This window comes from Paenibacillus fonticola DSM 21315, from assembly GCF_000381905.1.
GTDB lineage: Bacteria > Bacillota > Bacilli > Paenibacillales > Paenibacillaceae > Fontibacillus > Fontibacillus fonticola.
This window is the reverse complement of sequence record NZ_KB907275.1, coordinates 51,100-75,718: the sequence shown is the minus strand read 5'-3', so window position 1 is coordinate 75,718 and position 24,619 is coordinate 51,100. Positions and strand designations below refer to the sequence as shown.

The following is a 24,619-nucleotide window of genomic DNA, read 5'->3' as shown; positions in this document are numbered from 1 at the left end:
GAGAGAAGCTTTCAGAAGAAGAAACGGCTACCATTTACCGTCAACGGAAAATTGACGTAGAGCCTGTTTTTGGATTCTTGAAAGCTAATTTAGGTTTTACTCGATTTTCGGTTCGCGGAAAAGCGAAGGTCGAAAATGAAATCGGACTTGCGTTAATGGCTGTTAACTTAAGAAAATATGCGGTAAGGGGCTAAATCCTTGCCTGTATTTCTTTAAACCACATTAAAAAAGGTGAAATCGACGAAGCGATTTCACCTTTTTACTTCTAGAGACTAGTTATGTCCCAGCCTCATTTCTTTAATTTCTTTAGTTACTTTGCGCTATTGCTTATATTGAAAATCATGCTACTTTTTAAAAAGATAAATGGATTATTATGCAGCTTCTTCTTCATTGGACAGACCAAGTACCTCAATGAGCTTGAAGAACAGACTCAGTAAAATACCGACAATGGTGGCCAGCGCCATCCCTTTTAGTTCTACGTCGCCCATCTTCAATGTGGCGCCGCTAAGTCCAATAACGAGAACGAGCGTAGCCAGCAGCATGTTTGTCGGGCGGGAGAAATCGACTTTCTGTTCCACGAAAATTCTTAGCCCGGAGGCGGCGATAACTCCGAACAACAACAGTGAGACACCGCCCATTACTGGAGGCGGAATGTAAGCAATCATGGCAGAGAATTTTCCCGAGAATGATAGCAGAATGGCAAAGATCGCCGCGCCTCCGATGACGAAGATGGAATAAACTTTGGTCAGTGCCATAACCCCGATATTTTCCCCGTAAGTTGTATTTGGCGTTGATCCGACGAATCCGGACAATACGGTCGATATACCGTTGCCGAGCAGAGAACGATGCAGGCCGGGCTCTTTGGACAAGTCTTTACCAACGATATTGCTTGTTACAAGCAGGTGTCCGATGTGCTCAACGATAACGACCAGCGCCACCGGAATAATCGTAATGATCACTGATATATTCCACTTGGGTGTCGTAACGGTCGGCATAGAGAACCAGGGAGCAGCTTCTATCGCAGCTTTATCCACTACACCCAGGAAATAAGCCAGGCCGTAACCGACGACAATCCCGATCAAAATATGAATGATTTTTGGAAAGCCGCGGAATAGAACGGCTCCAAGGACGGTGACCCCGAGTGTTACGAGCGACAGGATAATTGCCGTCGGATCTGGGGTCCAGGCTTTGGTTTGATCGGAGTTAATTAAGCCTGCCATACCGGCAGCGACTGGAATTAATTCGAGTCCAATCAGCGCAACGATGGCCCCCATGGCCGCAGGAGGGAATACTACGTCAATCCACCGTGTACCAGCGAACTTGATTAAGAGAGCAATGGCGATAAAAATCAGACCTGTAACGATAAAAGCGCCCAGTGCGTAAGAATAACCGGTACCCGGATAGGCAATCAAAACTCCATAAACTGGGGAGAGAAAAGCAAAGCTGGAGCCGAGGTAAGCGGGAATCTTTGCTTTACAAATGAGGATGTATAGCAGGGTGCCGATTCCGTTCATCAGCAAAATCATCGCTGGATCTACTCCAAAATAATTCGGCACAAGAACCGTGCTGCCGAACATAGCAAAAAGGTGCTGCAGACTTAACAGAACACCGGGCCCGAAGGGGACTTTCTCATTAACTTGAATTTCACGTTGCAAACAGGGTCACTCCTCTAAACGTTCATATTTAGTTATCCTTACTAGGATAATGACTATGTTCGCAATTTTCAACAGAAAATATTATATAGTTCTAAATTATTTTAAAAAAGGACCTAAAGTCCGCCGTACTGCGCGCTTCAGGCCCTGCTCAAAGTATGAGAATGTTGTAAATCCGCTGTTTTTACCGATTTTTGTTGTACATCGTGCACACTGCTCCCTGTGCGCACGATGCGGATCCGGGACATGCTTGGGTGGCTGGCAGCCATATCGGCTGTTGGCTTTCATCGTTAATGCTACTTGAAATTGCCCGCCTGCTGCTCGGCAATATCGCCGATATAGGGCAGCTTAAACCATCTTCCCTGCAGCGCCATAAGCATTAGCGTAATCCAGAGCACCAAATAAAGCAGTATGATCAAGAATGAAGCGATCCAGCCGATGAACGGAATTTGTGACAAAACGATTTCGGCAATGGATAGCAAGCCGAGAGCGATGACCGATTGCATGGCATGGAATTTAACAAAACGGCTTTTCTTCTCTACGACGAGAAAAATGATTCCAGTAATGAAGCCTAGCACATAGCAGAGTAATCCTGCAACCTTTGGATCGAGACTGGTGGATGAAGGGTCGACCTGCGGTTCGTTCATCAGTGGAAAACCTCCTTAGCAATACAATATGTATCGGAACTAAAGAAAGATATTCGGTGCTTTTTAAATTCATTCCTGCTGTATCTACAAATTATTTATTTTAAGGAAACTGAAATGAAGGCGTATATATACGGTCAATCCGGCGATAGTTGACGGAAGTGGGCGCAGGAGTCATAATTATAGGAAATCAAAATGGGGCAAAAAGTGCCCTTTTATGCGTTGTAGTACAGCCTTATTTTATATAGAAAGGAAACGAATCGGATTCAATGGGCATAGAGCGATTACTCGAAAAGGCGTCTAACTACATTAAAGAACCGGATCTCAAGCGCATTCGGGAAGCATATGACTTCGCGGAACAAGCCCATCATGGACAGCTGAGAAAATCCGGTGAACCGTATATCCTGCATCCGCTAGCGGTTGCGGAAATTGTCGTGAACATGCAAATGGACGCTCTCTCTATTATTGCGGCCTTGCTTCATGATGTAGTTGAAGATACGACCGTTTCCTTGAAAGAAATTTATGATCACTTTGGCAGCGATTGCGCCATGCTTGTGGACGGGCTGACGAAGCTGGAGCGCATTAAGTTTCAATCCAAGGAAGAACAGCAGAATGAAAACTACCGGAAAATGTTCATTGCCATGGCGCAGGATATCCGGGTTATTGTCATTAAGCTTGCAGACCGTTTGCATAACATGCGGACGCTCAAATTTCAATCTGAAGAGAGCCAGCGCCGCATTGCATATGAGACATTGGAAATCTTTTGCCCGATTGCCCATCGTCTGGGGATCTCGGCGATTAAGTGGGAAATGGAAGACATTTCACTACGCTATTTAAATCCGCAGCAGTATTACCGCATTGCCAATCTGATGCACAAGAAGCGGGCGGAGAGAGAGGAATTCATTAAGAACGTTATCGCCCGCATTCAAGAGAAGCTGGATGAGATGGGTGTGGAGGCTGAACTGTCCGGCCGTCCAAAGCATATTTACAGCGTATATAAGAAAATGACGACAAAGAATAAGCAGTTCAATGAAATTTATGATCTGCTGGCGATTCGCATTATCGTGAACAATATTAAAGATTGTTATGCGACACTCGGGATCATCCATACGCTTTGGAAGCCGATGCCAGGCCGTTTCAAGGATTACATTGCTATGCCGAAGGCGAATATGTATCAATCGCTGCATACGACTGTGGTAGGTCCTACAGGGGAGCCTACAGAGGTGCAAATCCGTACGAAAGAAATGCACCGGACAGCGGAATACGGGATTGCGGCTCACTGGGCGTACAAAGAGGGGACAGACACCAACACGCCGGAGAACAAAATGACGTTCTTTCGGGAAATTTTGGAGCTTCAGCATGAGGCCAAGGATGCCTCGGAGTTTGTTGAATCGCTCAAGATGGACTTCTTCTCTGACCTTGTGTTTGTCTTCACGCCTTCGGGCGAAGTGATCGAGCTGCCATCAGGCTCCGTGCCATTGGATTTTGCCTATCGTATCCATACCGAGGTAGGCAACCGCACGATCGGCGCGAAAGTGAATGGACGGATCGTACCGCTCGATCACAAGCTGAAGACGGGGGATATCGTTGAGATTTTGACCTCCAAGCATTCTTACGGGCCGAGCCAGGATTGGCTCAAAATTGCCCAGTCCTCTCATGCCCGCAGCAAAATTAAACAGTGGTTCAAGAAAGAGAAGCGGGAAGAGAATGTGGACAAGGGCCGGGAAGCTATCGAGCGCGAGCTGAAACGGGCAGGCCTGGATGCGCCGCAGTGGATGACGGAGGATAAGCTGCTGGAAGCGGCGAAGAAATACGCATTCAACGATGTAGAGGATATGCTGTCGGCCATCGGATTCGGCGGTATTACCGCATCCCAAATCGTGACGAAGCTGACGGAGAAGCTCCGGAAAGAGCAGGAAGAAGCGGAGCAAATCGAGCTGACTTCCGAAGTGAAAGAAGTGAAAGCCCAGTCCGAGGTGCGCAGGTCCCGCCCAACGAACGGCGTTGTCGTTAAAGGCATCGACAATTTGCTCGTGCGCTTTGCCAGATGCTGCAACCCGGTGCCGGGGGACGACATTATCGGCTACATTACCCGGGGGCGGGGCGTCTCTGTTCACCGCAGGGACTGTCCGAATATTCCAACGGCGAGCGATGGGGAAGAGGCAGCGCGCGTCATTGAAGTGGAATGGGAAAACGCAGTGGAAGCGAACTATAGTGTCGATATTGAAATTACCGGGCATGACCGGCGCAACTTCTTGAATGAAGTACTGCAGGCTGTATCGGAGAGCAAGACGAATATTTCCGCGGTGTCGGGAAGAGCGGACAAGAATAAGATGGCGCTCATTCACATGACGATTCTGATCCGGAATACCGATCACTTGCATTCCGTCGTCGAGAAGATTAAACGGGTTCAGGATGTGTATACCGTGCACCGTATTATGCAGTAACCCCGGAGCAGGGATGGAATTAAAGGAGAAATGGATCGATGAGAGTTGTTGTGCAGCGCTGCAAGGAAGCGAAGGTTACAGTAGATGGCGCCGTCATTGGTTCGATTGGTCATGGCCTCATGCTGCTGGTCGGCATTACGCATGAGGACACGGAGAAGGAGGCGGCGTACCTGGCGGACAAAATTGCCGGGCTGCGGATTTTTGAAGATGGCGAGGGTAAGATGAACCGCAGCGTAACCGATATTGGCGGAGCAATTTTGTCCGTTTCCCAGTTTACGCTTTACGGAGATTGCCGCAAGGGCAAACGCCCGAGCTTCATTGCTGCGGCGAGGCCGGAAACGGCGGAGCCGCTATATGAGCGGTTCAACGCTCTGCTTCGGGACAAAGGACTGGTAGTCGAGACAGGGGAGTTCGGGGCTAACATGGACGTTCAGTTGACGAACTGGGGTCCCGTAACCTTAATGCTGGAAAGCCAGCAGCCGCCCAAGGTGGAAACGCCGTAGCACGCAGATTTGGAATACGATTTCTCTTTTCAGGGCAATCTGAAGAGGAGAGATCGTATTTTTTTGTTTCCAAAATAAATAAACACAACTGCTAATTAAAGGAGTTTACTTCATGCGACAGTCGCTGAAAGCAGTGCAGTGGCGCCAAGCTTCACTGATTCCTGCGGGAGACCGGATCGAAGCCTCCATGCTGTCCCGGGCAACCAGAACCGAGGAGCAGGAGTGGATACATTTGGAGTTTAAACCGGGTAGGGAGTTAATCCCCCGTCCGGGAAGCTAGAGCCAATCGGCTCTATTTTTGCTTTGTTATAAAAAATCGCGTTGCGGGTAATAACTTCCCGAGAGGAAAATTATTGGGAAGGAGAGGGACAGCCATGAGCAAAGTAGCCTTTCTGCTGGCTAACGGCTTTGAAGATTCGGAGATGCAGGTTCCATATGACGAAGTGAAAAAGGCAGGCCACGAAGCAGATATTATCGGCCTCAAAGCAGGGGAGACGCTGAAGGGAAAGCAAGGCAAGGCTGAATATAAGGCGGAGAAAGCCATTACCGATGTCAAAGTGGCGGATTACGACGCCGTAGTCATCCCTGGCGGGTCATCTCCAGAAAATCTTCGCTTGAACGAAGGGATACTGCAATTTGTCAAAATGGCCAATGAGGCCCAAAAAACGATTGCGGCGATTTGCCACGGCCCGCAAATCCTCATTAGCGCGAATCTGCTGGAGGGCCGCACGATAACGTGTTATCCTCCGCTCAAGGACGATATGGTCAACGCGGGAGCCAAGTTCAAAGACCAGGAAGTCGTGGTTGACGGCAATTATATTACTTCACGCACGCCTGAAGATGAACCGGCCTTTGTGCACGAAATCCTGCAGGCGCTGAAGTAAGCGGGAAATCCAGTCTTTCCCGATCAAAGTGACGAAGGAGAGATCGACATGGCCAAACATATTCAAGCTTATTTTAAAAGTGAGGATCAGGCGGAGGGGGCCAGAACGAGCCTGCTTCCGATTGAGACGGAGCAGGTTGAGGTCGGACGCCTGGAGCAGCCGATTGGAAGGGACACGAACATCCTTGTTCCCTTCGTCTCGGTAAGCAACAACGCGGCAGGGGGCACCTACGGTGCCGTAGGCTACCCGGGGGCTGCCGGCGGGCAAGGTTTCGTGCCGGTCGTTATGCCAAGCAGCACCAATGCTGAGGGCGGCCGTGCTGAGGGGTCGATGGAGGGAAGAGAGAGGAATGAAGCGGACCAGGTGATGGATCTGAACGATTTCGGCGATGAGGATTACGACAGCCTGCAATATGTGCTGAGCCTTAAAGTCCGGGATCAGGATTACGATGGCGTCGTTCATAAACTGCGCTCCCAGGGTGCTTTTGTAGCGCAGCTTGCTGAATGATGGCGGCGAAATAAATCGCTTTCGATTGTTTAATGTAATTGAAATTAAACCGTTTTCCACTATGTAATATAAATGTAACTACTATATCCAAATGAAACGCTTCCGTACATGTAATATACTTGTAACATTACTTTCATGTTCCTTTAACATAGCCTGTTTATAATAAAAGCATGACCCCCTTTTAAAATATATACTTTTGGACCTGCACCCCGTTGGTAGCAGGTCTTTTTCTTGATTAAAGCTTGACTTTGCGCTCAGGGTTACTTAAAATCTAAAAATATACGCAATTTCTTTAATACTGTTATTCGATGACGGGAGAAAGTAATTCAACCCCACATCCACAGAGAGGAATCCCGGCGTGAGGGATGCATGCTGTTCCAGGCTAAAGCTTGAAATGCTTGGAGACTTGTTCCCGCCCATGGCTGGCTGGAAGGATTCCGGTGATGATTGAACGAAAGACTTCCCTGAGAACCGGCGGCGAAATGTTGCAGAGTAGCCGAACGGCGCAGGCGGGCGTTAACCGCATAAAGCGAAGGCCAGAGGCTTGGCGCGGGAATTGAGACGGAATTAGTCCTAGTCCTGTTACCAGTCGATAGTTAAGGCAATCGGAATGTGGGTGGCACCACGGGTGATTCGTAAACGATCTCTCGTCCCTGTTTGAAATCATAAACAGGACGGGAGTTTTTTTATTTTCACAGTGTAAGTACGATAGAGATGGATGGAGGGATGAACATGGCTTTTCAAAAGCCGACAGGCACGCAGGATATACTGCCCGGCGCTGTCGAGAAATGGCAATTCATTGAAGAGCGAGCCAGAGACTTATGCCGTCGTTTTAATTACAAGGAAATTCGTACGCCGATCTTCGAACAAACGTCATTGTTTGAACGCGGCGTCGGGGAAACGACGGATATTGTCGAGAAAGAAATGTACACGTTCACCGATAAGGGCGACCGCAGCATGACGCTTCGGCCTGAAGGAACGGCAGGAGTCGTTCGCTCTTATGTAGAGAACAAACTGTACGGGGAGCCGGACGTAACGAAGCTGTATTATACTGGCCCGATGTTCCGCTATGAGCGCCCGCAGGCGGGACGCCAACGGCAGTTCCACCAATTCGGGGTGGAGGCGATAGGCGCAGTTGATCCGGCGATTGATGCCGAGGTTGTCGCGCTTGGTTACGAGTACTGCCGGGAGCTTGGCCTGCAGGAGGTCAAGGTAGAACTGAACTCTGTCGGCAATCCGGCGAGCCGGGCAGCCTATCGCGACAAATTGCTTAGTTTCCTCATGCCGATGAAGGACGATCTGTGCAAGGACTGTCAATCCCGGATTGAGCGCAATCCAATGCGCGTGCTCGACTGCAAGGTGGATCAGGAGAAATTTGCCGATGCTCCTTCCATTCTAGACAGCCTGGATGAAGAATGCACGACGCATTTCGCCAAAGTGCAGGAACTGCTGACGGCGATGGGCATCGAGTATACGATCAATCACCGTCTGGTTCGCGGACTGGACTATTACACGCACACCGCGTTTGAATATAAAGCCCAAGGCATCGGAGCGATCGATACGATCGGGGGCGGCGGACGATACAACGGCCTTGTTGCCGATATCGGCGGACCTGACCAGCCGGGCATCGGCTTCGCGGTTGGCCTGGAGCGGATCGCGCTCATCCTTGAGAAGCAAGGCGTCAGCTTCTCTGAGGAGAAGCCGCTCGATGTCTACCTTGTCGCCTTAGGCGAAGCGGCCGACAAGGAAATTTCGACACAGCTCTTCAAGCTGCGTCAAGCCGGCTTCTCGGCCGAACGTGACTACCTGGGCCGCAAAATGAAGGCGCAGATGAAATCCGCCGACCGGATGAAAGCCCGCTACACCGCCATTTTAGGCGATGACGAGCTGGAGCGCGGCGAAATCGCCCTTAAGTCGATGGAGACCGGCGAGCAGCGCACCGTCAAGCTCGCTGAGCTTGCGAACGAGCTGAAGTAGGCAGCATGTTTGCCCTGCAGCATAGCAAGCGTATCTTCGCAGGAGAGAGCGCAACCGGCAAGAGCCCTTGCCTTGCACCATAGTGAGCGTATTCCCGAAGGGGACAGCGTCTCCATAGCAGAAAGCAGAAGTAAGAACCGCAAGCCATGCTGCAGGCAGTAGTTGCCCTGCAGCATAGCAAGCGTATCTCCACAGGAGAGAGCGCAACCCACAGGAAGCACCTGCCATGCACCGAGGCGAGCGTATCCCCGAAGGGGACAGCGCCCAACAAGCACGCAGCACCGCCAAAACGCACTCCCGCAGCAGTTATCGCCCATTCGCAGGAGCGCCGGCGTAGAGCGGGCCCGTCAGGGCGGCAAGCGGCTGATACACCATACCATTGCCCCGGGTGAGCCGAAAGCAGAAGAACTATGCAGCGTGTTTACCAGGTAACCCAGGAGCGCCAAAAGTAAGACGTACCCGAAGGGGGAAAAGCGTTCCACGCATCAAACCCAGCGCATTCCCGAAGGGAACAGCGGCTGCAGGAGCACCTCTTCTCCTCCTACGTTACTCCAGTTTGCGGGAGTCCCGAGGGCAGCGGGCCCTCGGGGGCCCTCCCTTACGGTAAGGGAGGGTTTGGGAGGGTTGAGATCCTGGTTGAGAAAATACTACTTTTGAAGGAGCCATAAATCCATGAATCGTACACATCATTGCGGGACGCTTAGCGCCGCTCATATTGGAGAAATTGTAACATTAAACGGCTGGGTGCAAACCCGCCGTGACCTCGGGGGCGTTCTGTTCATCGACCTCCGCGACCGCAGCGGCATCGTGCAGGTCGTATTCAACCCGGACTACTCCGGCGAAGCGCTGGAAATTGCCGATAAAGTACGGAGCGAATACGTCCTTGCCGTTAAAGGGAAAGTAGTCAAGCGGGATCCGGAAACGGTCAACCCGAACCTGCCAACCGGCGAAATCGAAGTGCAAATTTCCGAGATCGAAGTGCTGAACGCGGCCAAGACGCCTCCGTTCTTCATTGAAGACGGCATCGAAGTAGATGAGTCGATCCGCCTGAAATACCGCTACCTGGATCTTCGCCGTCCGGAAATGCAGCAGACTTTGATGCTTCGTTCCAAAGCAGCGAAAGTATTCCGCGACTTCCTGGACGGAGAAGGTTTTGTTGAAGTTGAGACGCCGATCCTGACGAAGAGTTCTCCGGAAGGCGCTCGCGACTATCTCGTACCAAGCCGTGTACATGCTGGTGAATTTTTTGCCCTGCCGCAATCTCCGCAGCTGTACAAGCAGCTGTTGATGGTCAGCGGAGTGGAGCGCTACTACCAAATCGCCCGCTGCTTCCGCGACGAGGATCTGCGCGCCGACCGCCAGCCGGAATTTACCCAGGTGGACATCGAGACTTCCTTCCTGTCCCGCGACGAACTGCTCGACATGATGGAAAAACTCGTTGTACGTCTGTTCAAAGAAACCAAAGGCATCGACATTCCTACGCCGTTCCAGCGTTTGAGCTATGCCGACGCGATGGGCAAATACGGCTCCGACAAGCCTGACCTGCGTTTTGGCCTGGAATTGATCGAAGTGAACGATATCGTATCGACCTGCGGTGTCAAAGTATTCTCCTCCGTCATCGAGAAGGGCGGCGAAGTTAAAGTACTTAACGCCAAAGGCTGCGGCACATGGAGCCGCAAGGAGATTGACGATCTTGGAACGTATGCGGCCCGCTACGGCGCGAAAGGTCTTGCCTGGATTCAAGTGAAGGAAGGTGAATTCCGCGGGCCGATCGTTAAATTTTTCTCCGAGCAGGAAATCGAGGCGCTGAAAGAGCGTACAGGTGCAGAGGAAGGCGATCTACTGCTCTTCTCCGCCGACACCAAGAAGGTAGTTGCCGACGTACTTGGCAACCTGCGCCTCAAAATCGGCCGCGAGCTTGGGCTCATCGATGACAATGTATTCAAATTCGCTTGGGTTGTCGATTTCCCGCTGCTTGGCTGGGATGAGGATCAGAAGCGTTATGTGGCTGAACACCATCCGTTCACGCGCCCTCGCGATGAGGATATCGCCTTGTTCGATACTGACCCAGGTAAAATTTTGGCCCAAGCTTATGACCTCGTATTGAATGGTTACGAAGTTGGCGGCGGCTCGATGCGGATTTACAAACGGGACGTTCAGGAGAAAATGTTCAAGGCGATCGGTTTGTCACAGGAAGAAGCACAGGAGAAATTTGGCTTCTTGCTTGATGCCTTTGACTATGGTACTCCTCCGCATGGCGGCGTTGCCTTCGGTTTTGACCGTCTTGTTATGCTGCTTTCCGGCCGCAACAACCTGCGCGAGACGATTGCGTTTCCGAAGACGGCCAGCGCGACAGATCTGCTCATGAATGCACCGTCTGAAGTAGATGCGCCTCAATTAGAGCAGCTTCATATTAAACTGGCCGTGAAGCCAGCTGAAGATAAAAAACAATAATTCATTAGCAAGAAACGGGTACTGCCTCCTGACAGGAAGCCGCAGCCCGTTTCTGTTTCATAAAGGAGGATTGCGGGAAGTATGCTGCATCAGTTTTCACGGACAGAACTGGCGATCGGGGCGGAAGGCCTTGAAGCATTGAAGAACAGCACGGTAGCGGTGCTCGGCATCGGCGGGGTCGGTGCGATCGCCGTAGAGGCGCTAGCCCGGACGGGAGTCGGACGCATCATTCTGATCGATAAGGATGTCGTAGACATCACGAACATCAACCGCCAAATCCATGCCCTGACCACGACGATTGGGCAGAAGAAAGCGGATTTAATGTGTGAACGGGTTAAACTCATCAACCCAGAGTGCGAGACGATTGCGCTGAATATGTTTTATACGGAAGAAACCTACGAGCAACTGTTCCAATACGATATCGATTACGTGCTGGATGCCTCGGATACGATTATGTACAAAATCCATCTGATCAAAGAGTGTCTGAAGCGGAACATTCCGATGCTGTCCAGCATGGGTGCTGCGAACAAAATGGATCCGACCCGGTTTCAGGTCGCGGATATATCAAAAACAACGGTAGACCCGATGGCGCGAGTGATTCGCACGAAGCTCCGTAAAGACGGCATCAAAAAAGGAGTTAAGGTGGTATTTTCCACTGAGGATCCGGTCAAACCGCGTGAGGATGTAACCAAGAAAATTGCTCCGGAAGGCGCGAAAATCCGCAAGGCGAAGCAGCCTCCGGCCAGCAACTCGTTCGTCCCGCCCGTAGTGGGACTCATCATGGTCAGCGTTGCTGTCCGCGAACTGCTTGAAGCAAATGGAATAAAAATTTGAATGGGCAAAACCTCGTCAGCGGCGGGGTTTTTTCTTTTTTTTGGCCGGATATCCTTAAATGTTTATAGAACCTTTATAATTCCCCTCTAAGCTAAGCAGGAGGAGGGAACGATAATGAGCAGTGTGCTTGAAGTAAATGATGTGACGAAACAAATCAAAGGCCGGACGATAATCGACGGGATTAGCTTTTCGATTCCTAAGGGAGAAGTATGCGGATTCCTAGGCCCGAATGGATCGGGAAAAACGACGATGATCCGAATGCTTACCGGTCTGCTAGCTCCGACAAAAGGGCGGATCGCGATAAACGGAATAGACATGAAGAAGAACCGGACCGAGGCGGCTCTGAAAATGGGCGCGATCGTCGAATCACCGATCTTCTTTCCATATATGACGGGAAGGGGAAATCTGCGCAATTTAGCAAGGCTGCATCCGAATTTGTCCATTCAGGAGCAACGGGAACGAATTGAGGAGGTGCTGGGCATCGTCGGACTGACGGCACGGGCTGATGATCGGGTAGGGACGTACTCTTTGGGGATGAAGCAGCGCCTCGGCGTTGCTCAGGCTATACTTGGCAATCCCGATTTCGTCATTCTGGATGAACCGGCAAATGGCCTTGATCCGATGGGGATGCGTGATTTACGGAATCTTATTTTAAGTTTACGGGAGAAATATAACATGTCGTTTCTCATATCCAGTCATTTGCTCGATGAGATTCAGAAAGTTTGCTCCCAACTGATCCTCATCAAGGACGGAAGAAAGGTATGGTCAGGCCGGACAGTGGAGCTGGGCGGTGGCAAGCTGGGCGGCAACGAAAAGGGGAATCTGGAGGATGCCTTTGTGGAGCTGATGACCCGATGAGAAGTTTAATCACCAGTGAATGGGAGCGGTTGTGGGCCCGGAAATTAACCTGGTGTCTGTTTCTTTCCATGCCTGTCGTAAATTATGCTGCTGGGCGTTATTTTTTAAGCGCTAATGCACATACCGCTTCCGATCTTCCGCAGTATGCTGTATTCGGGAATTACCCGGTGCTTGGTTTTGAGGAGATGCTGATGACAGCATTCAATATTATCGTCATTATGCTGACTTCGCTAGTAGTGACCGAAGAATACCGTACGGGGCAGCTGCGGATGGTAATGCTGCGGGCATATTCGTTCGGCCAAATTTTTCTGGCTAAAGCTGCCGTGATCGGATCGATAATCTCCATGCTTGTGGCGGTTTATTTTATTTGTAGCTACGCGGTTGGCTATTTTCTGTTTCCGCACACAGATACGGTAAAGCTGTTTTTTTACGAGGAAGCTGTTGGCCACGGTATGGCGCTCGCTTATAATTTAAAATTTTATGGGCTGGGCCTGCTGACATTATTGGCGATGATCGCGGTCACACTGTGGATTGCCGTAGTATCGCAAACGACGACAACTGCGATGGGGCTGGGGATCGGCTTTTATATATTTTCATTGTTGTACCCGTTGATTTCCGAGTACTTAGTCCATTGGCTGGGATTCCAGCTGTTTAGCCGGATTTATTTCAGCTCGATCCCAATGATTCAATGGCAGGGGCTTGTACTTATGCTTGGCGAGTCCCCGCGTTACGGGGGATATATATTTACTGTTATCGCAGCGTATACGGCGTTATTTGCGGGATTAGCCTACCGTTCTTTTACACGTATGGATCGATGGGTATGAAGGGGGATTAGGAATGAAGCCAGGTTTGCTTGCTCTGATGCAGAGCGAATGGGAAAGAGTCTGGGCTCGCAAGAAAACAAAAGTCAGTATGATTCTGTTTGTTATACTGCTGCTGCTTGAGTGCGTTTTTTTATGGATGATGGGCGGAATCAGTTTCTACAGTGCGGAGCAGAGTGTTTACTTAAATTCATTGAATGCGGCCCCCTTTCTGCTGCGTGAAATGGCCATTTTTATAAATATGATCGTAATTCCGATGCTAGCTGCGGACAGCTTTAATGGGGAATATACTTCAGGGGCTCTGCGGAATGTGCTCCTGCGTCCGTTGCCGCGCTGGAAGCTGGTCACGGCCAAATGGGTAGTTATGGCGGTACTGCTGCTTATCATGACTGCATTGATGATGGTTACGGGAATCGTATTTGGATTAACGATGCTCCCGCCCGTAATGTCAGTGAGCTTCCTGAATACTTCCACTCTCGGCTTTGCAGGAGCTATGGGATATACCCTTATGTTTTACGGGACTGCCTATTTAGTTTTTTTGGCCGTTATGGGAATTAGTGCAATCCTGAGCACTTTGCTGCCTAATGCTATTTTAGCCTACATGGCTACGATTGGGGTAATCATTGGCGGGATGTATTTCGTCGCTGAGCTTTCGTTTTTGTTCAGTGCAGCGGATGATATTTTCAAGCGGCTGGGGGGGCTGCATACGGGGGCAGATTTAATTGTGATTTCAATTCTGTGTGCTATCATTACATTTATTGGGGTTCAGTGGATTTGGAATAAACGCAGTTACCTCGCGTAGGAGGAGAGCGGCAATGAAAGAGCGGATTCTGCTCGTTGATGACGAGCCGGATATGATCAATTTTATGCGGGATGCTCTGCAGGATGCAGGATACGAGGTGGCTGTAGCATATGATGGGGAATCGGTATTTCCTATGCTTGAGCCGCCGCCTGATATCGTCGTGCTCGACGTCATGATGCCCGGCATGAGCGGCTTTGAATTATGCCGCAAGCTTCGGGATGTGGTGGACTGTCCCATCGTATTTCTAAGTGCCCGGCATGCTGTCAGTGACCGCATCGAAGGACTGGCGATCGGTGGCGACGATTATCTCGTTAAACCGTTTAGCATTGATGAATTGCTCGCCAGATTGCAGGCCCATTTGCGCCGGGAGCAGCGCGGGGCGCAAGGGAAGTATGACAATAGAATGCTCCGTTTTGGCGAGCTGACGATTAGTTTGCAGAGCTACAGCATGTATTATCGGGGGACCCCGGTAAAGCTGACAGCGCGCGAGTTTGAAATTGTGCAGCTGCTTGTTCTGCGGCCGGGACAGGTTTTTTCGCGTGATCAAATCTATGAAAGCGTATGGGGAGTGGATGCAGTAGGTGACTCCTCTACGATTACCGAGCATATTAAAAAAATAAGGGCAAAAATGGGGGAAGCCGGGGTGGCGGAAGATTATATATCTACTGTCTGGGGCGTAGGTTACCGATGGGACAGAAGATAAGATTGCAAATGCGAATGCGAATGCGAATGAAGCTGCTCCGCTGGAACGATTCGGTCCCCCTTAGCCGTCAATTAACATATACTTTTATGTTAATTCTTATCAGTACATTATTAACTACACTGTTTACGTGGGGGAGCAGTTTATTTTATGCGCTTATGAATAAGAACGGCCCGTTATCGTCAAAGCCCGCTAATTATTATGAACTGCAAATTCCGGACATATATAAGTTCGTGGACAACCAGGGAGAGGAGCTCCTTGACCCTAGCTTCCGACCAAAGCTGGAAGAGGTCATTCCGGTAAAAGGGATCGCATATCAGGTCGTGGATCTGTCGGGACATATTTTGTACGGCACCCTTGCCGAACCGCTTGTCAGTGGACCCGGTGATTTGATTCGCAAGTTTGGCAGCAATGCCAACTGGAAAGGGGGCTTTCTTAAGTTTTATCCTGTGCTTGGTGCGGATGAAGCTTTAAAAGGCGGGCTCATCTTGCATTACAAGCTGACGGTCCGCGCTGCGAATCCGGATCAGGCTAATCGGCTGGCGCTGTTTTACTTCGGCAATTTGGCGGCGCCTTTTGTATATTTGGCTCTTTTTACATTTATATTCAGCCGCAGATTCGGCAAACGAATTAATCAGCCGATCGCTTCATTGATTGAAGCGGCTGAGCGCATTGAACGCCAGGATTTGGATTTTGCGATCGGGGAGATCGGCGGGGCCCGGGAGCTGGATGAGCTCGGCAGGGCATTTGAGCAAATGCGCTGTACTTTGCAGGGCTCATTATTCCGGGAATGGCGCTCTGAGCAGGAGCGGCAGGAAATGGTCGCGGCAATGGCGCATGATCTGCGGACGCCGCTTACAATTATCCAGGGGCATGTGGACGGCCTGCTGTCAGGCGGGCCGCATCAGCAAGAGCGCTTGAAGCGGTATTTGGACACTATCAAGTTTAATACAGTCAGGTCAATACGCCTCGTAGAGGAAATGAATGAAGTGTCTGAGGTGGAGCGGCCTGATTTTCAGTTCACTCCAGAGATGATCGAGCTGGATCCGCTTATTCGCCAAAAAGCAGAAGAATACAGCATGCTGTGCGAGAATAAAGGAATCCGGCTGCACTACGAATATATTGATCAACGCAATCATTCCGGGCCGATACGTCAGGACAGTCATCGCCTGAATCAAATATTGGACAATTTATTAACCAACAGTATCAGATTTACCCCCCGTGATGGGGAAATCGCCTGGACAATAACGGTGCAAGAGGAACTTATTTATATGGAGATTCACGATTCAGGCGACGGTTTTGCCGAGAAGGATCTGCACTCAGCCTTCAACCGTTTCTACCAGGGAGATGCCTCCCGCGCTGCTGGTACGTCCCATGCCGGGCTTGGCCTCTATATCGTCAGCAAGCTGATTCTGAAGCTTGGCGGTGACATTGTGCTTGATAATCATCCCAACGGCGGAGCATGGATTAAATTATGGTTTAAGAGCATGTAAATTTTCTTTTTAAGGAAGAATAAGTCGCTTTTTTCCTTCTCGGGTGATATAATGTAACTCCTTTTGACTTCTGGATATGGGAATACACTCGCCAGGACAATTGGAACACTAACCTTAGGAGGTAACTGAAATGACTGATTTTCAAAGTGCCTATCAAGAAGAGAAAGAGCGACTGGATCGCACCTTGCTGGAGATCGACCGCCAATTGTCAGCTTTGCGAGCCATACCTGTGTATACAGGTCATGATTTTACGGAGCAGGTGCTGGAGGCGGGCCGGGAGGAACAACGCCAGCAGCTGGAGAAGTCAGTGCGTGAGCCTTACTTTGGCCGGCTAGATTTTGAGGAGCAGGGCCGGAAACCTGCCTCTCTATATATTGGCAAAGTCGGCGTAGGCGACCCTTCTGGCCAGCAGCCGATTGTTATTGATTGGAGAGCGCCGGTGGCGAGTTTGTTTTATTCATTTACAGGCGGGGATTCGGCTTCATATGAAGCTCCAGAAGGCATTATCGAAGGGCTTGTCTATTTAAAAAGAAACATCGTAATTCGCCAGCAGATTCTGGATCGCGTCGTCGATACGTTCAATCGGGAGGACGAAGGTCCCGCGGTGTCGGATGAATTTCTCGTCTATCGGCTGGGCGAAAATAAAGACAACCGGCTGCGCGATATCGTATCGACTATCCAGGCGGAGCAGGATCAAATCATCCGGGCGGCAAAAAACACGGCGCTCATTATCCAAGGCGTGGCGGGCAGCGGGAAAACGACGGTAGCGCTGCATCGCTTGGCCTTTTTGCTGTATCAATATAAAGAGCAGATCCACGCGGAGCGCATGATCATTTTTGCGCCGAACCATATGTTCATCGACTATATTTCCGAAGTGCTGCCAGAGCTGGGCGTGGGCGATATCCAGCAAAGCACGTTCCCGGACTGGGCAGCGGAAGTACTTGGGCTGGAGCATCCACCGGCGACAAGTCAGAGTGATCTTCACCGGTGGTTCGATGCAGGCCGGTCAGAGCCTGTGCCGGAGAGCGAGCTGCCGGGCCGATTCAAAGGCTCGATGCGCTTCAAGGCGGTGATCGATGCTTTTCTAGCTAACATGGAAGCCTTATGCGTTCCGCAGATCGAATTCGAGCCTTGGGAGGGAACGAAGCTTCCTTATGCCGAGATTATGGCTTGGTTTGAGGGGGAGTATAAGCATTATCCTGCAGCAAGACGTAAAGAGCGGGTACTGGCCCGGCTGCACCGCTGGATCGAGATGGAGCTGAAGAAAGCCCCGTCTGCAGCACAGCTCAAGGAATGGAAGAAGAAAGCGCAGCAGCGCGAGAAGGCTTATGCCAAGAAGTGGCCAGAGCTTACACCGCTTTCGCTGTATGAGGAGCTATTTCAACTCAAAAAAAAGGGGAGCATAGGCCTTCCCGACATGTCTGCTGATATTCCCATGGCCATTTGGCAGGAGACGCGCGGCAACTTGAAGCAGGGCATCGTTAAAGAGGAGGATCTCGCGCCGCTGCTCTATTTATACACGCGTATTCACGAAATCGAGGGGAGGATGACTTTCGACCATGTCGTCATCGATGAAGCTCAGGATTTCTCTCCGTTTCAAATCACTGTATTGGACTACTTTGTCAAAGGGCATTCTTTTACGATATTGGGAGACTTATCGCAGGGCATTCATTTTTACAAAGGGGTCCGTGATTGGCACGAAATGCAAGAGCTGTTTCAAGCGGAGGATACGGCTTATTTTGCCCTGACGCGCAGCTACCGCTCAACCATGGAAATAATATCGTTTGGAAACGAAATATTGGCTAAGGGAGTAGGTACGGAGCTGCTGGCCGTTCCTGTGTTTCGGAGCGGGGAGCCAGTCAGGCTGTTATCCGCAGCGGGAGCGGAACGGAGCGGCGCCATCAAAGAGGCGCTGATGGCCGTGCTCAAGGGAAGCTACCGGACGACGGCACTGCTGACGCGGACGCTGAAGGATGCCCGGGAGCTTCATGAATTACTCGTTCAGGATGGGAGCGAAATCCATTTGATCGATGGCAGCACCGATCAGTATACTGGAGGCATATCCGTGCTGCCAGCTTATTTATCCAAAGGGCTTGAATTTGATGCCGTCATCGTTACGGATATCGACCGGGAGCATTACTCGCCGGAGGATGCTAAACTGCTCTACGTCGGCTGTACAAGGGCCCTGCACGAGCTCTGGCTGCTGCATGGAGAGGAGCTGCCCGATTATGTGTTCACGGAGAATTCAGAAATGGTCATGAACGTGGCACGTCCTCTCCTATAAATTCAGTTATAATCATTTTATTCCGGCCGAGAAAGCGGACAGTCCTGTTATCTAATGATGGTTAAAAATGAAATAAAGGAGCTGCTCACTAGGAAATTCTAATGGGCAGCTCCCGTGTCTATATGGACATTTATTAGTTAGCATGAGGGTGATGTTTCCTTCTGGGCGGTGCGCATCTTGGTCAGTATTTTGCGAATGCTCTCGTCTGAGAGAAAGTACATCTCGGCTAAATCTTTAACCGATAGGCCTGAACGATGCTTCCGGAATATTTCTTCATTCCGATTGGCAATCGATGTGCGGGAACCGCTAAGCTCTCCCCAGGAAGCACGGCTTTGCTCCGGTTTAGGGATATAGAGAAGCTCACCTTGAATATGGCGCTGCAATTCCTTCAGCAATCGGGGGGGAAGCACATCCTTCCCATTTTTGTAACTCACGGTCATGTTCCTCCTTGTTTCGATGTGCTCGATCTAGTTCAAGAACGAAATAAGTTTGCATGATCGTAATCCCCCTTTTCGCAATAATTGATTTAATCGTTATCGTCATTTATTAGTAACTGGCTATATCTTAACATATTTTCACAGCAACGAAAATAAGGGGGCTATACAGCCCCCTTTTGCTTGAGGTTTCCGCTTACGCGGAAACCACCTCACTCACTGAAATCACGTTGATCAGCCCCCTTTCCAGTGATTCGTCGGCCCGACATCTATATTAACTCATATTACACTTCTATAAGGAAGCGAAAGAATGATTTTAAATGTTTTGTACCCAATCATGTTTTATGTCCCCATATGGTAAAATGGTAAAATGGACATTAGGTTCATAGAGTAATATCATAGATAAGCTAACCAATGAAGATAAGCTAACAATGAAGATCGAATCATTATGAGTCGTAAGGAAGTGAACTCCATGGATTTGTTCTCTTACCAGCAAAGTTCAAGCCCTGCCGGCAGGCTGCTTGCAGACCGGATGAGGCCGACGACGCTGGATGAATATATCGGGCAGGAAGAGATCGTGGGGCCGGGCAAGCTGCTGCGCAGGGCGATTGAAGCGGACCAGGTCTCTTCGATTTTACTGTACGGCCCTCCCGGCTGCGGTAAGACGACGCTGGCCCATATTATTTCCAATCATACGCAAGGAGAGTTCGTCAGGCTGAATGCGGTGGATGCCTCTGTAAAGGACGTCCGGGAAGTGATCGAGAAGGCGCATAATGATAAATCCTTCTATGGGACCAAGACGATTCTCTTCTTGGATGAGGTGCACAGATTCAACAGCTCGCGGCAGGATGCCCTGCTGCCGGCCGTAGAGAAGGGCACGATTACATTTATCGGGGCAACGACGGAGAACCCGTTCCATTATGTGAACGGGGCCTTGATGAGCCGTTCGACCTTATTCCAGCTCCAGCCCTTGACGAAAGAGCACTCGCTTATGGCGATGAAGCGTGCTTTGACGGATAAGGAGAAAGGGCTGGGCTTTATGCATCTCGAGGTGGACGAAGAGGCGCTGCTCCATATCGCGGCGATGGCGAACGGAGATATCCGCCGGGCGCTGAACGCGCTGGAGCTGGCGGCGATGACGACGCCTCCGCGCCAGGACGGCAGCGTGCATATTACGTTGGATGTGGCGGAGGAATCGATCCGGCGCCCGCTTGTCAAAGCGGATGAATCCACGCAATACGACGTGCTGTCGGCGTTCCACAAAAGCATTCGCGGCTCCAGCGATGCAGCGTTGTTCTGGTTTCTGTACGCGGTGGAAAAGCTGGGGATGGACCCGATGACGTTCATCCGGCGGCTGATTGCCGCGAGCAGCGAGGACATCGGCCTGGCTAATCCCCAGGCGATGGTTCAAGCTGTTAGCGCGCTGGAAGCGTACCGGAACAACGGGTGGCCGGAGGCGAAGCTGAACATCGCCCAGGCGATTCTATTTGCGGTAGAGAGCCCGAAATCCAACGCTGTGACCACAGCGATCTCCAAAGCAATGACCGCCATCGAGGACGTAAAATCGGCGGAGGTGCCTTTGCATTTGCGGGATACCCATTACAAGGGGTCCGAAAAGCTTGGCCATGTCGGCTACAAATATCCCCATGATTATCCGGGGCACTATGTGAAGCAGGATTATTTGCCGCCGAATTTGGCGAAGCGGAAATTTTACGAGGCGACGGAGCAGGGGAACGAGAGCAAAATCCTCCACAACCAGCAAATCCGCCGCTCGAAGGATATGCAGTAGGGAACAATACGATAGAAGTGTACGAATCTTTTACTCAAAGTCGAAGCACCGTTTGGCACCTACCCGCCCAATAAGGCCGGCACTTCCGGCTTCGAAACGATGACTTCAAATAAAAACACGCCGAATATCGTTACCATTAGTACGAATACGATGGGTTCATTAATACGGAATCCTTTTTTCTACAGCAGCAATAAAAGCATCACATCAGGCGTTGATTAAATGTTTTTACTCGTCGCATATATCGTCATAACCAGCATGATTTAGGTTAATGGATTCGATTTGTGAATGAAGAGGAATTGGTGCAGAGAGGTACGATATAGTGAGAGCCGATTTAGAGAGATCTAATACAGGGGAATCCATTATAGAGAGATTTAACACAGAGAGATTCAATAGGGAGATTCAATAGGGAGATTCAATAGGGAGACATTCAAGAAGGAGAAATTCTACACAGGGAGATCCAGTACAAAAAGATTCGAAACATAGAAGTCCTACACAGAGAAATACCTAAACAGGGGAATTCCTAAGCAGAGAAATACCTAAGCAGAGAAATACCTAAACAGGGGTCCTACACAGGTTCAAAATTCCAAAAGGAGTGGAAATGCCATGTTCGTATCCGAAAAATATGCGGGAACTCGTGAAGAACAATATACTGTCGTAAAGTCGCAGCTGCGGACGCTGTTGGAAGGAGAGACTAACCAGGTAGCCAATCTCGCCAATGCGGCGGCGCTGCTGAATCAATTTCTGGAGCAAATCAACTGGGTTGGCTTTTACTTATATGAAGATGGCGAGCTCGTATTGGGCCCGTTTCAAGGATTGCCGGCCTGCATTCGTATTCCCATGGGCAGGGGCGTATGCGGAACAGCCGCGATGCAGCGCAATACTGTGCTCGTGGATGACGTCGAGCAGTTTCCCGGCCATATTGCCTGCGATGCCGCTTCCCGCTCGGAAATTGTTGTACCGTTGATCAAGGACGACGAATTGCTTGGCGTCCTGGATATCGACAGTCCGATCACCAGCCGGTTTGATGAGCTGGACCGCGAACAGCTGGAGCAATTTGTGGAAGAGCTTGTGCGCCATCTGTAATGGCGGCCGCCAGAGAAACGGAAGAAGGGACTGTCTCTAGGAGTGAACCTAGATGACTGAGGGGCTCCCATCTTAAGCACCTCTATACAAACTGTCGGACACGAAGCTAAACAGGGATGTAGACTAAATGGAAATCATGTATTTAATTATGCTCGAAACGAATAATTCGGGGAATTAGATGGATTTGATGCACCAAAAATCAAGAATCCGCCCAGGATGACCTTCTTCCCTCCCACTAACGACATGAAATCCAATTAAATCTACATTCCCTTCTTAGTCGTAGAAAATAACTACTATAAATCCATTAAACTAAGGGGGGCACGTCGAGGGCAATCGCTCATTCCGTAGCTTCTTCTTGCGAGGGCTGGGTTCACACCGAATTTGGGGTTTGTGGCTTTGGCCTACAATCTACTGAAGGTTGCCGGCATCCGCTTCACTACTATCGCTACTATCTGCAAAGCGACAGAGCAAAAAAAGTTGGACGGAAAACTTATGTTTTCTTGTCCAACTTTTTATTTTGGAGACTTATTAGACAGCCCCTTCTCTTTGTGCGCACGCTTCAGTTAGCTTAGGGACGCTCCTAACTCAGGAACGGGCATTTTTTCTGCTACCTCGATCGTGCCGCCGCCCAAGCATTCGTCGCCGTCGTAGAAGACGACTGCCTGGCCCGGGGTAATCGCTTTTTGCGGCTGATTGAAGGCAACGAACATCGTTCCGTCTTCCCTCGGGATCAGGGTAACCCCCTGGTCCTGCTGGCGGTACCGGAACTTGGCCGTGCATTTAAACGGCTTGTCCGGCAGCTCGTCCGCGCCTGCGATCCAGTTTACGCCGGAAGCGACCAAGCCGGTCGAATACAGGCTGGGATGCTTCTCGCCTTGTACTACATAAAGAATGTTCTGCTCCAGGTCCTTGTCGGCCACGAACCAGGGCTCCCCGCTGCCCGACCCGCCAATGCCAAGACCTTGACGCTGGCCCAGCGTGTAGTACATGAGGCCGTCATGCCTGCCTTTGACTTCGCCTGTCGCAATGTCGACCATGTCGCCGGACTGGGCCGGCAGGTACTGGCTTAGAAATTCGCGGAAATTGCGTTCGCCGATGAAACAGACACCTGTGCTGTCTTTTTTCTTCGCTGTATAAAGCCCAGCTTCTTCGGCTATCCGGCGTACCTCCGGCTTCGGCAGATGCCCGATCGGGAACATCGCTTTGGCCAGCTGTGCCTGATTCAATGCGTTCAGAAAATAAGTCTGATCCTTATTGCTGTCCACACCGCGCAGCAGTTTGTACATGCCATCATCGTCCTGCACTACGCGGGCATAGTGTCCTGTGGCTACGTACTCGGCGCCCAAATCCATGGCTTTATGCAGAAATTCACCGAATTTAATTTCACGATTGCACAAGACATCCGGATTTGGGGTGCGTCCCCGCTTATATTCTTCGAGAAAATAGGCAAATACTTTATCATAGTATTCCTTCTCGAAATTGACGGTATAGTAAGGGATACCGATTTGCTCGCATACGCGGCGCACATCCTCCGCGTCATCCTCGGCCGTGCAATGGCCGAATTCATCGGTATCATCCCAGTTTTTCATGAATATGCCGATAACATCATATCCTTGCTGTTTGAGCAACAGCGCCGTTACCGAGGAATCGACGCCTCCGGACATGCCGACGACAATTCTTGTTTCGCTGTTTACACCAGACATCTATATCACTCCTTTGGCGGTTTCCCTGTCAATATTTTATCATAAGCAGCGCGCTTTGGACGATATTGAAGCATTGTTAGAGCAGTGTAAATATTTTGCTCGAAGCACGGCTGTTTTATTTTCCAAAAGACACGGGATATGTTACGATAAACATAGGTTAATGATAGGAATAGGGAGTTATAAGCTGACGCGCCTTTCGAGTGCGGGTTCCCTCCTGTCATATCTTTATTGATCAAGGTTCAATTATATAAATATTACTCGAAAATTGAAAGAGGTGGCTTCTTTGAAGATTTCCACAAAAGGACGCTATGGCTTAACGATCATGATGGAACTCGCTGCGAAGTTTGGTGAAGGACCTACTTCCTTGAAGAGCATCGCTGAAAAAAATCAGTTGTCTGAACACTACTTGGAGCAATTAATCGCCCCGTTGCGAAACGCAGGGCTTGTCAAGAGCGTTCGCGGAGCCTATGGGGGTTACATATTGTCACGCGCCGCTGAAGAGATTACGGCGGGGGATATTATCCGCGTATTGGAAGGGCCGATCTCCCCGGTGGATTTCACGGAAGAGGACGATCCGGCGAAGCGTAATTTATGGCTGCGTATTCGCGACAGCATTGCTGAGGTTTTGGATTCGACAACGCTCGAGAATTTGATTAATTATGAAGAACACGGCGCAGATCAAAATTACATGTTTTACATCTAGTGCATTTTATGCGAGAAGACGAATGGCTTGTCACCATCTTAGAGGGT

22 protein-coding genes are annotated in these 24,619 nt (G+C 50.2%); 18 read left to right on the top strand and 4 right to left on the bottom strand.

Going from position 1 to position 24,619, the window contains the following annotated elements:
• The coding region (locus G358_RS30835; protein ID WP_019639921.1) for a transposase at positions 1-194 on the top strand (194 nt) is incomplete at its 5' end.
• A gap of 177 nt (positions 195-371) precedes the next feature.
• Here G358_RS30835 and uraA read toward each other — a convergent pair.
• Both uraA and G358_RS0124555 read right to left on the bottom strand, forming a co-directional pair.
• Positions 372-1,655: a uracil permease gene (gene uraA / locus G358_RS0124560; RefSeq protein WP_019639920.1), complete on the bottom strand. Its 1,284-nt coding sequence runs from the start codon at positions 1,653-1,655 to the stop codon at positions 372-374.
• A 293-nt stretch (positions 1,656-1,948) separates the two neighbouring features.
• Positions 1,949-2,299 (bottom strand): DUF4870 domain-containing protein, encoded by a 351-nt coding sequence (locus G358_RS0124555; protein ID WP_019639919.1) that lies wholly within the window; start codon positions 2,297-2,299, stop codon positions 1,949-1,951.
• A 266-nt stretch (positions 2,300-2,565) separates the two neighbouring features.
• Between G358_RS0124555 and G358_RS0124550 the strand changes: the two genes are divergently transcribed.
• The 14 genes from G358_RS0124550 to G358_RS0124485 all read left to right on the top strand — a co-directional run bounded on the left by G358_RS0124550 (position 2,566) and on the right by G358_RS0124485 (position 18,860).
• A complete protein-coding gene (locus G358_RS0124550; RefSeq protein ID WP_019639918.1) occupies positions 2,566-4,743 on the top strand; it encodes a RelA/SpoT family protein in 2,178 nt (725 codons plus the stop codon).
• A gap of 38 nt (positions 4,744-4,781) precedes the next feature.
• Positions 4,782-5,246, top strand: a complete 465-nt coding sequence (gene dtd / locus G358_RS0124545; protein ID WP_019639917.1) for a D-aminoacyl-tRNA deacylase — start codon at positions 4,782-4,784, stop codon at positions 5,244-5,246.
• 112 nt (positions 5,247-5,358) lie between these two features.
• Positions 5,359-5,526, top strand: coding sequence for a hypothetical protein (locus G358_RS33235; RefSeq protein WP_019639916.1), 168 nt, complete (start codon positions 5,359-5,361; stop codon positions 5,524-5,526).
• 94 nt (positions 5,527-5,620) lie between these two features.
• Positions 5,621-6,130, top strand: a complete 510-nt coding sequence (locus tag G358_RS0124535) for a type 1 glutamine amidotransferase domain-containing protein (protein WP_019639915.1) — start codon at positions 5,621-5,623, stop codon at positions 6,128-6,130.
• A gap of 48 nt (positions 6,131-6,178) precedes the next feature.
• Entirely contained in the window at positions 6,179-6,637 is a 459-nt protein-coding gene (locus G358_RS0124530; protein ID WP_019639914.1) for a hypothetical protein, read from the top strand.
• Positions 6,638-7,369: 732 nt separating this feature from the next.
• Positions 7,370-8,614: a histidine--tRNA ligase gene (gene hisS / locus G358_RS0124525; protein ID WP_019639913.1), complete on the top strand. Its 1,245-nt coding sequence runs from the start codon at positions 7,370-7,372 to the stop codon at positions 8,612-8,614.
• Between the two features lie 672 nt (positions 8,615-9,286).
• Positions 9,287-11,068: an aspartate--tRNA ligase gene (gene aspS, locus G358_RS0124520; RefSeq protein WP_019639912.1), complete on the top strand. Its 1,782-nt coding sequence runs from the start codon at positions 9,287-9,289 to the stop codon at positions 11,066-11,068.
• An 81-nt stretch (positions 11,069-11,149) separates the two neighbouring features.
• Positions 11,150-11,902 carry a tRNA threonylcarbamoyladenosine dehydratase gene (locus G358_RS0124515; RefSeq protein ID WP_019639911.1) on the top strand — a complete coding sequence of 251 codons (753 nt, stop codon included), beginning with the start codon at positions 11,150-11,152 and terminating at the stop codon, positions 11,900-11,902.
• 114 nt (positions 11,903-12,016) lie between these two features.
• On the top strand, positions 12,017-12,760 hold the full coding sequence (locus tag G358_RS0124510) for an ABC transporter ATP-binding protein (protein ID WP_019639910.1): 744 nt from the start codon (positions 12,017-12,019) through the stop codon (positions 12,758-12,760).
• Positions 12,757-13,584, top strand: coding sequence for an ABC transporter permease (locus tag G358_RS0124505; RefSeq protein WP_019639909.1), 828 nt, complete (start codon positions 12,757-12,759; stop codon positions 13,582-13,584). Before G358_RS0124510 ends, G358_RS0124505 begins: the two co-directional genes overlap by 4 nt.
• A 13-nt stretch (positions 13,585-13,597) precedes the next feature.
• The gene (locus tag G358_RS0124500; RefSeq protein ID WP_019639908.1) at positions 13,598-14,383 is read left to right on the top strand and encodes an ABC transporter permease; all 786 of its coding nucleotides are present in this window, start codon (positions 13,598-13,600) and stop codon (positions 14,381-14,383) included.
• Positions 14,384-14,396: 13 nt separating this feature from the next.
• Positions 14,397-15,086, top strand: a complete 690-nt coding sequence (locus G358_RS0124495; protein ID WP_019639907.1) for a response regulator transcription factor — start codon at positions 14,397-14,399, stop codon at positions 15,084-15,086.
• An 8-nt stretch (positions 15,087-15,094) separates the two neighbouring features.
• Complete coding sequence (locus G358_RS30830; RefSeq protein ID WP_019639906.1) at positions 15,095-16,576, top strand: sensor histidine kinase; 1,482 nt, start codon at positions 15,095-15,097, stop codon at positions 16,574-16,576.
• A gap of 130 nt (positions 16,577-16,706) precedes the next feature.
• A complete protein-coding gene (locus G358_RS0124485; RefSeq protein WP_019639905.1) occupies positions 16,707-18,860 on the top strand; it encodes a HelD family protein in 2,154 nt (717 codons plus the stop codon).
• A 137-nt stretch (positions 18,861-18,997) separates the two neighbouring features.
• Here G358_RS0124485 and G358_RS0124480 read toward each other — a convergent pair whose 3' ends face one another.
• Positions 18,998-19,294 carry a CD3324 family protein gene (locus tag G358_RS0124480; protein WP_019639904.1) on the bottom strand — a complete coding sequence of 99 codons (297 nt, stop codon included), beginning with the start codon at positions 19,292-19,294 and terminating at the stop codon, positions 18,998-19,000.
• A gap of 472 nt (positions 19,295-19,766) precedes the next feature.
• On the opposite strand from G358_RS0124480, the gene G358_RS0124475 reads away from it, so the two are divergent.
• Both G358_RS0124475 and G358_RS0124470 read left to right on the top strand, forming a co-directional pair.
• Positions 19,767-21,083: a replication-associated recombination protein A gene (locus tag G358_RS0124475; RefSeq protein WP_019639903.1), complete on the top strand. Its 1,317-nt coding sequence runs from the start codon at positions 19,767-19,769 to the stop codon at positions 21,081-21,083.
• A 603-nt stretch (positions 21,084-21,686) separates the two neighbouring features.
• On the top strand, positions 21,687-22,166 hold the full coding sequence (locus G358_RS0124470; protein WP_019639902.1) for a GAF domain-containing protein: 480 nt from the start codon (positions 21,687-21,689) through the stop codon (positions 22,164-22,166).
• 563 nt (positions 22,167-22,729) lie between these two features.
• On the opposite strand, the gene mnmA is transcribed toward G358_RS0124470, so the two are convergent.
• A complete protein-coding gene (gene mnmA, locus G358_RS0124465) occupies positions 22,730-23,869 on the bottom strand; it encodes a tRNA 2-thiouridine(34) synthase MnmA (protein ID WP_019639901.1) in 1,140 nt (379 codons plus the stop codon).
• Positions 23,870-24,152: 283 nt separating this feature from the next.
• Between mnmA and cymR the strand changes: the two genes are divergently transcribed.
• On the top strand, positions 24,153-24,572 hold the full coding sequence (gene cymR / locus G358_RS0124460; RefSeq protein ID WP_019639900.1) for a cysteine metabolism transcriptional regulator CymR: 420 nt from the start codon (positions 24,153-24,155) through the stop codon (positions 24,570-24,572).
• Positions 24,573-24,619 lie beyond the last annotated feature (47 nt).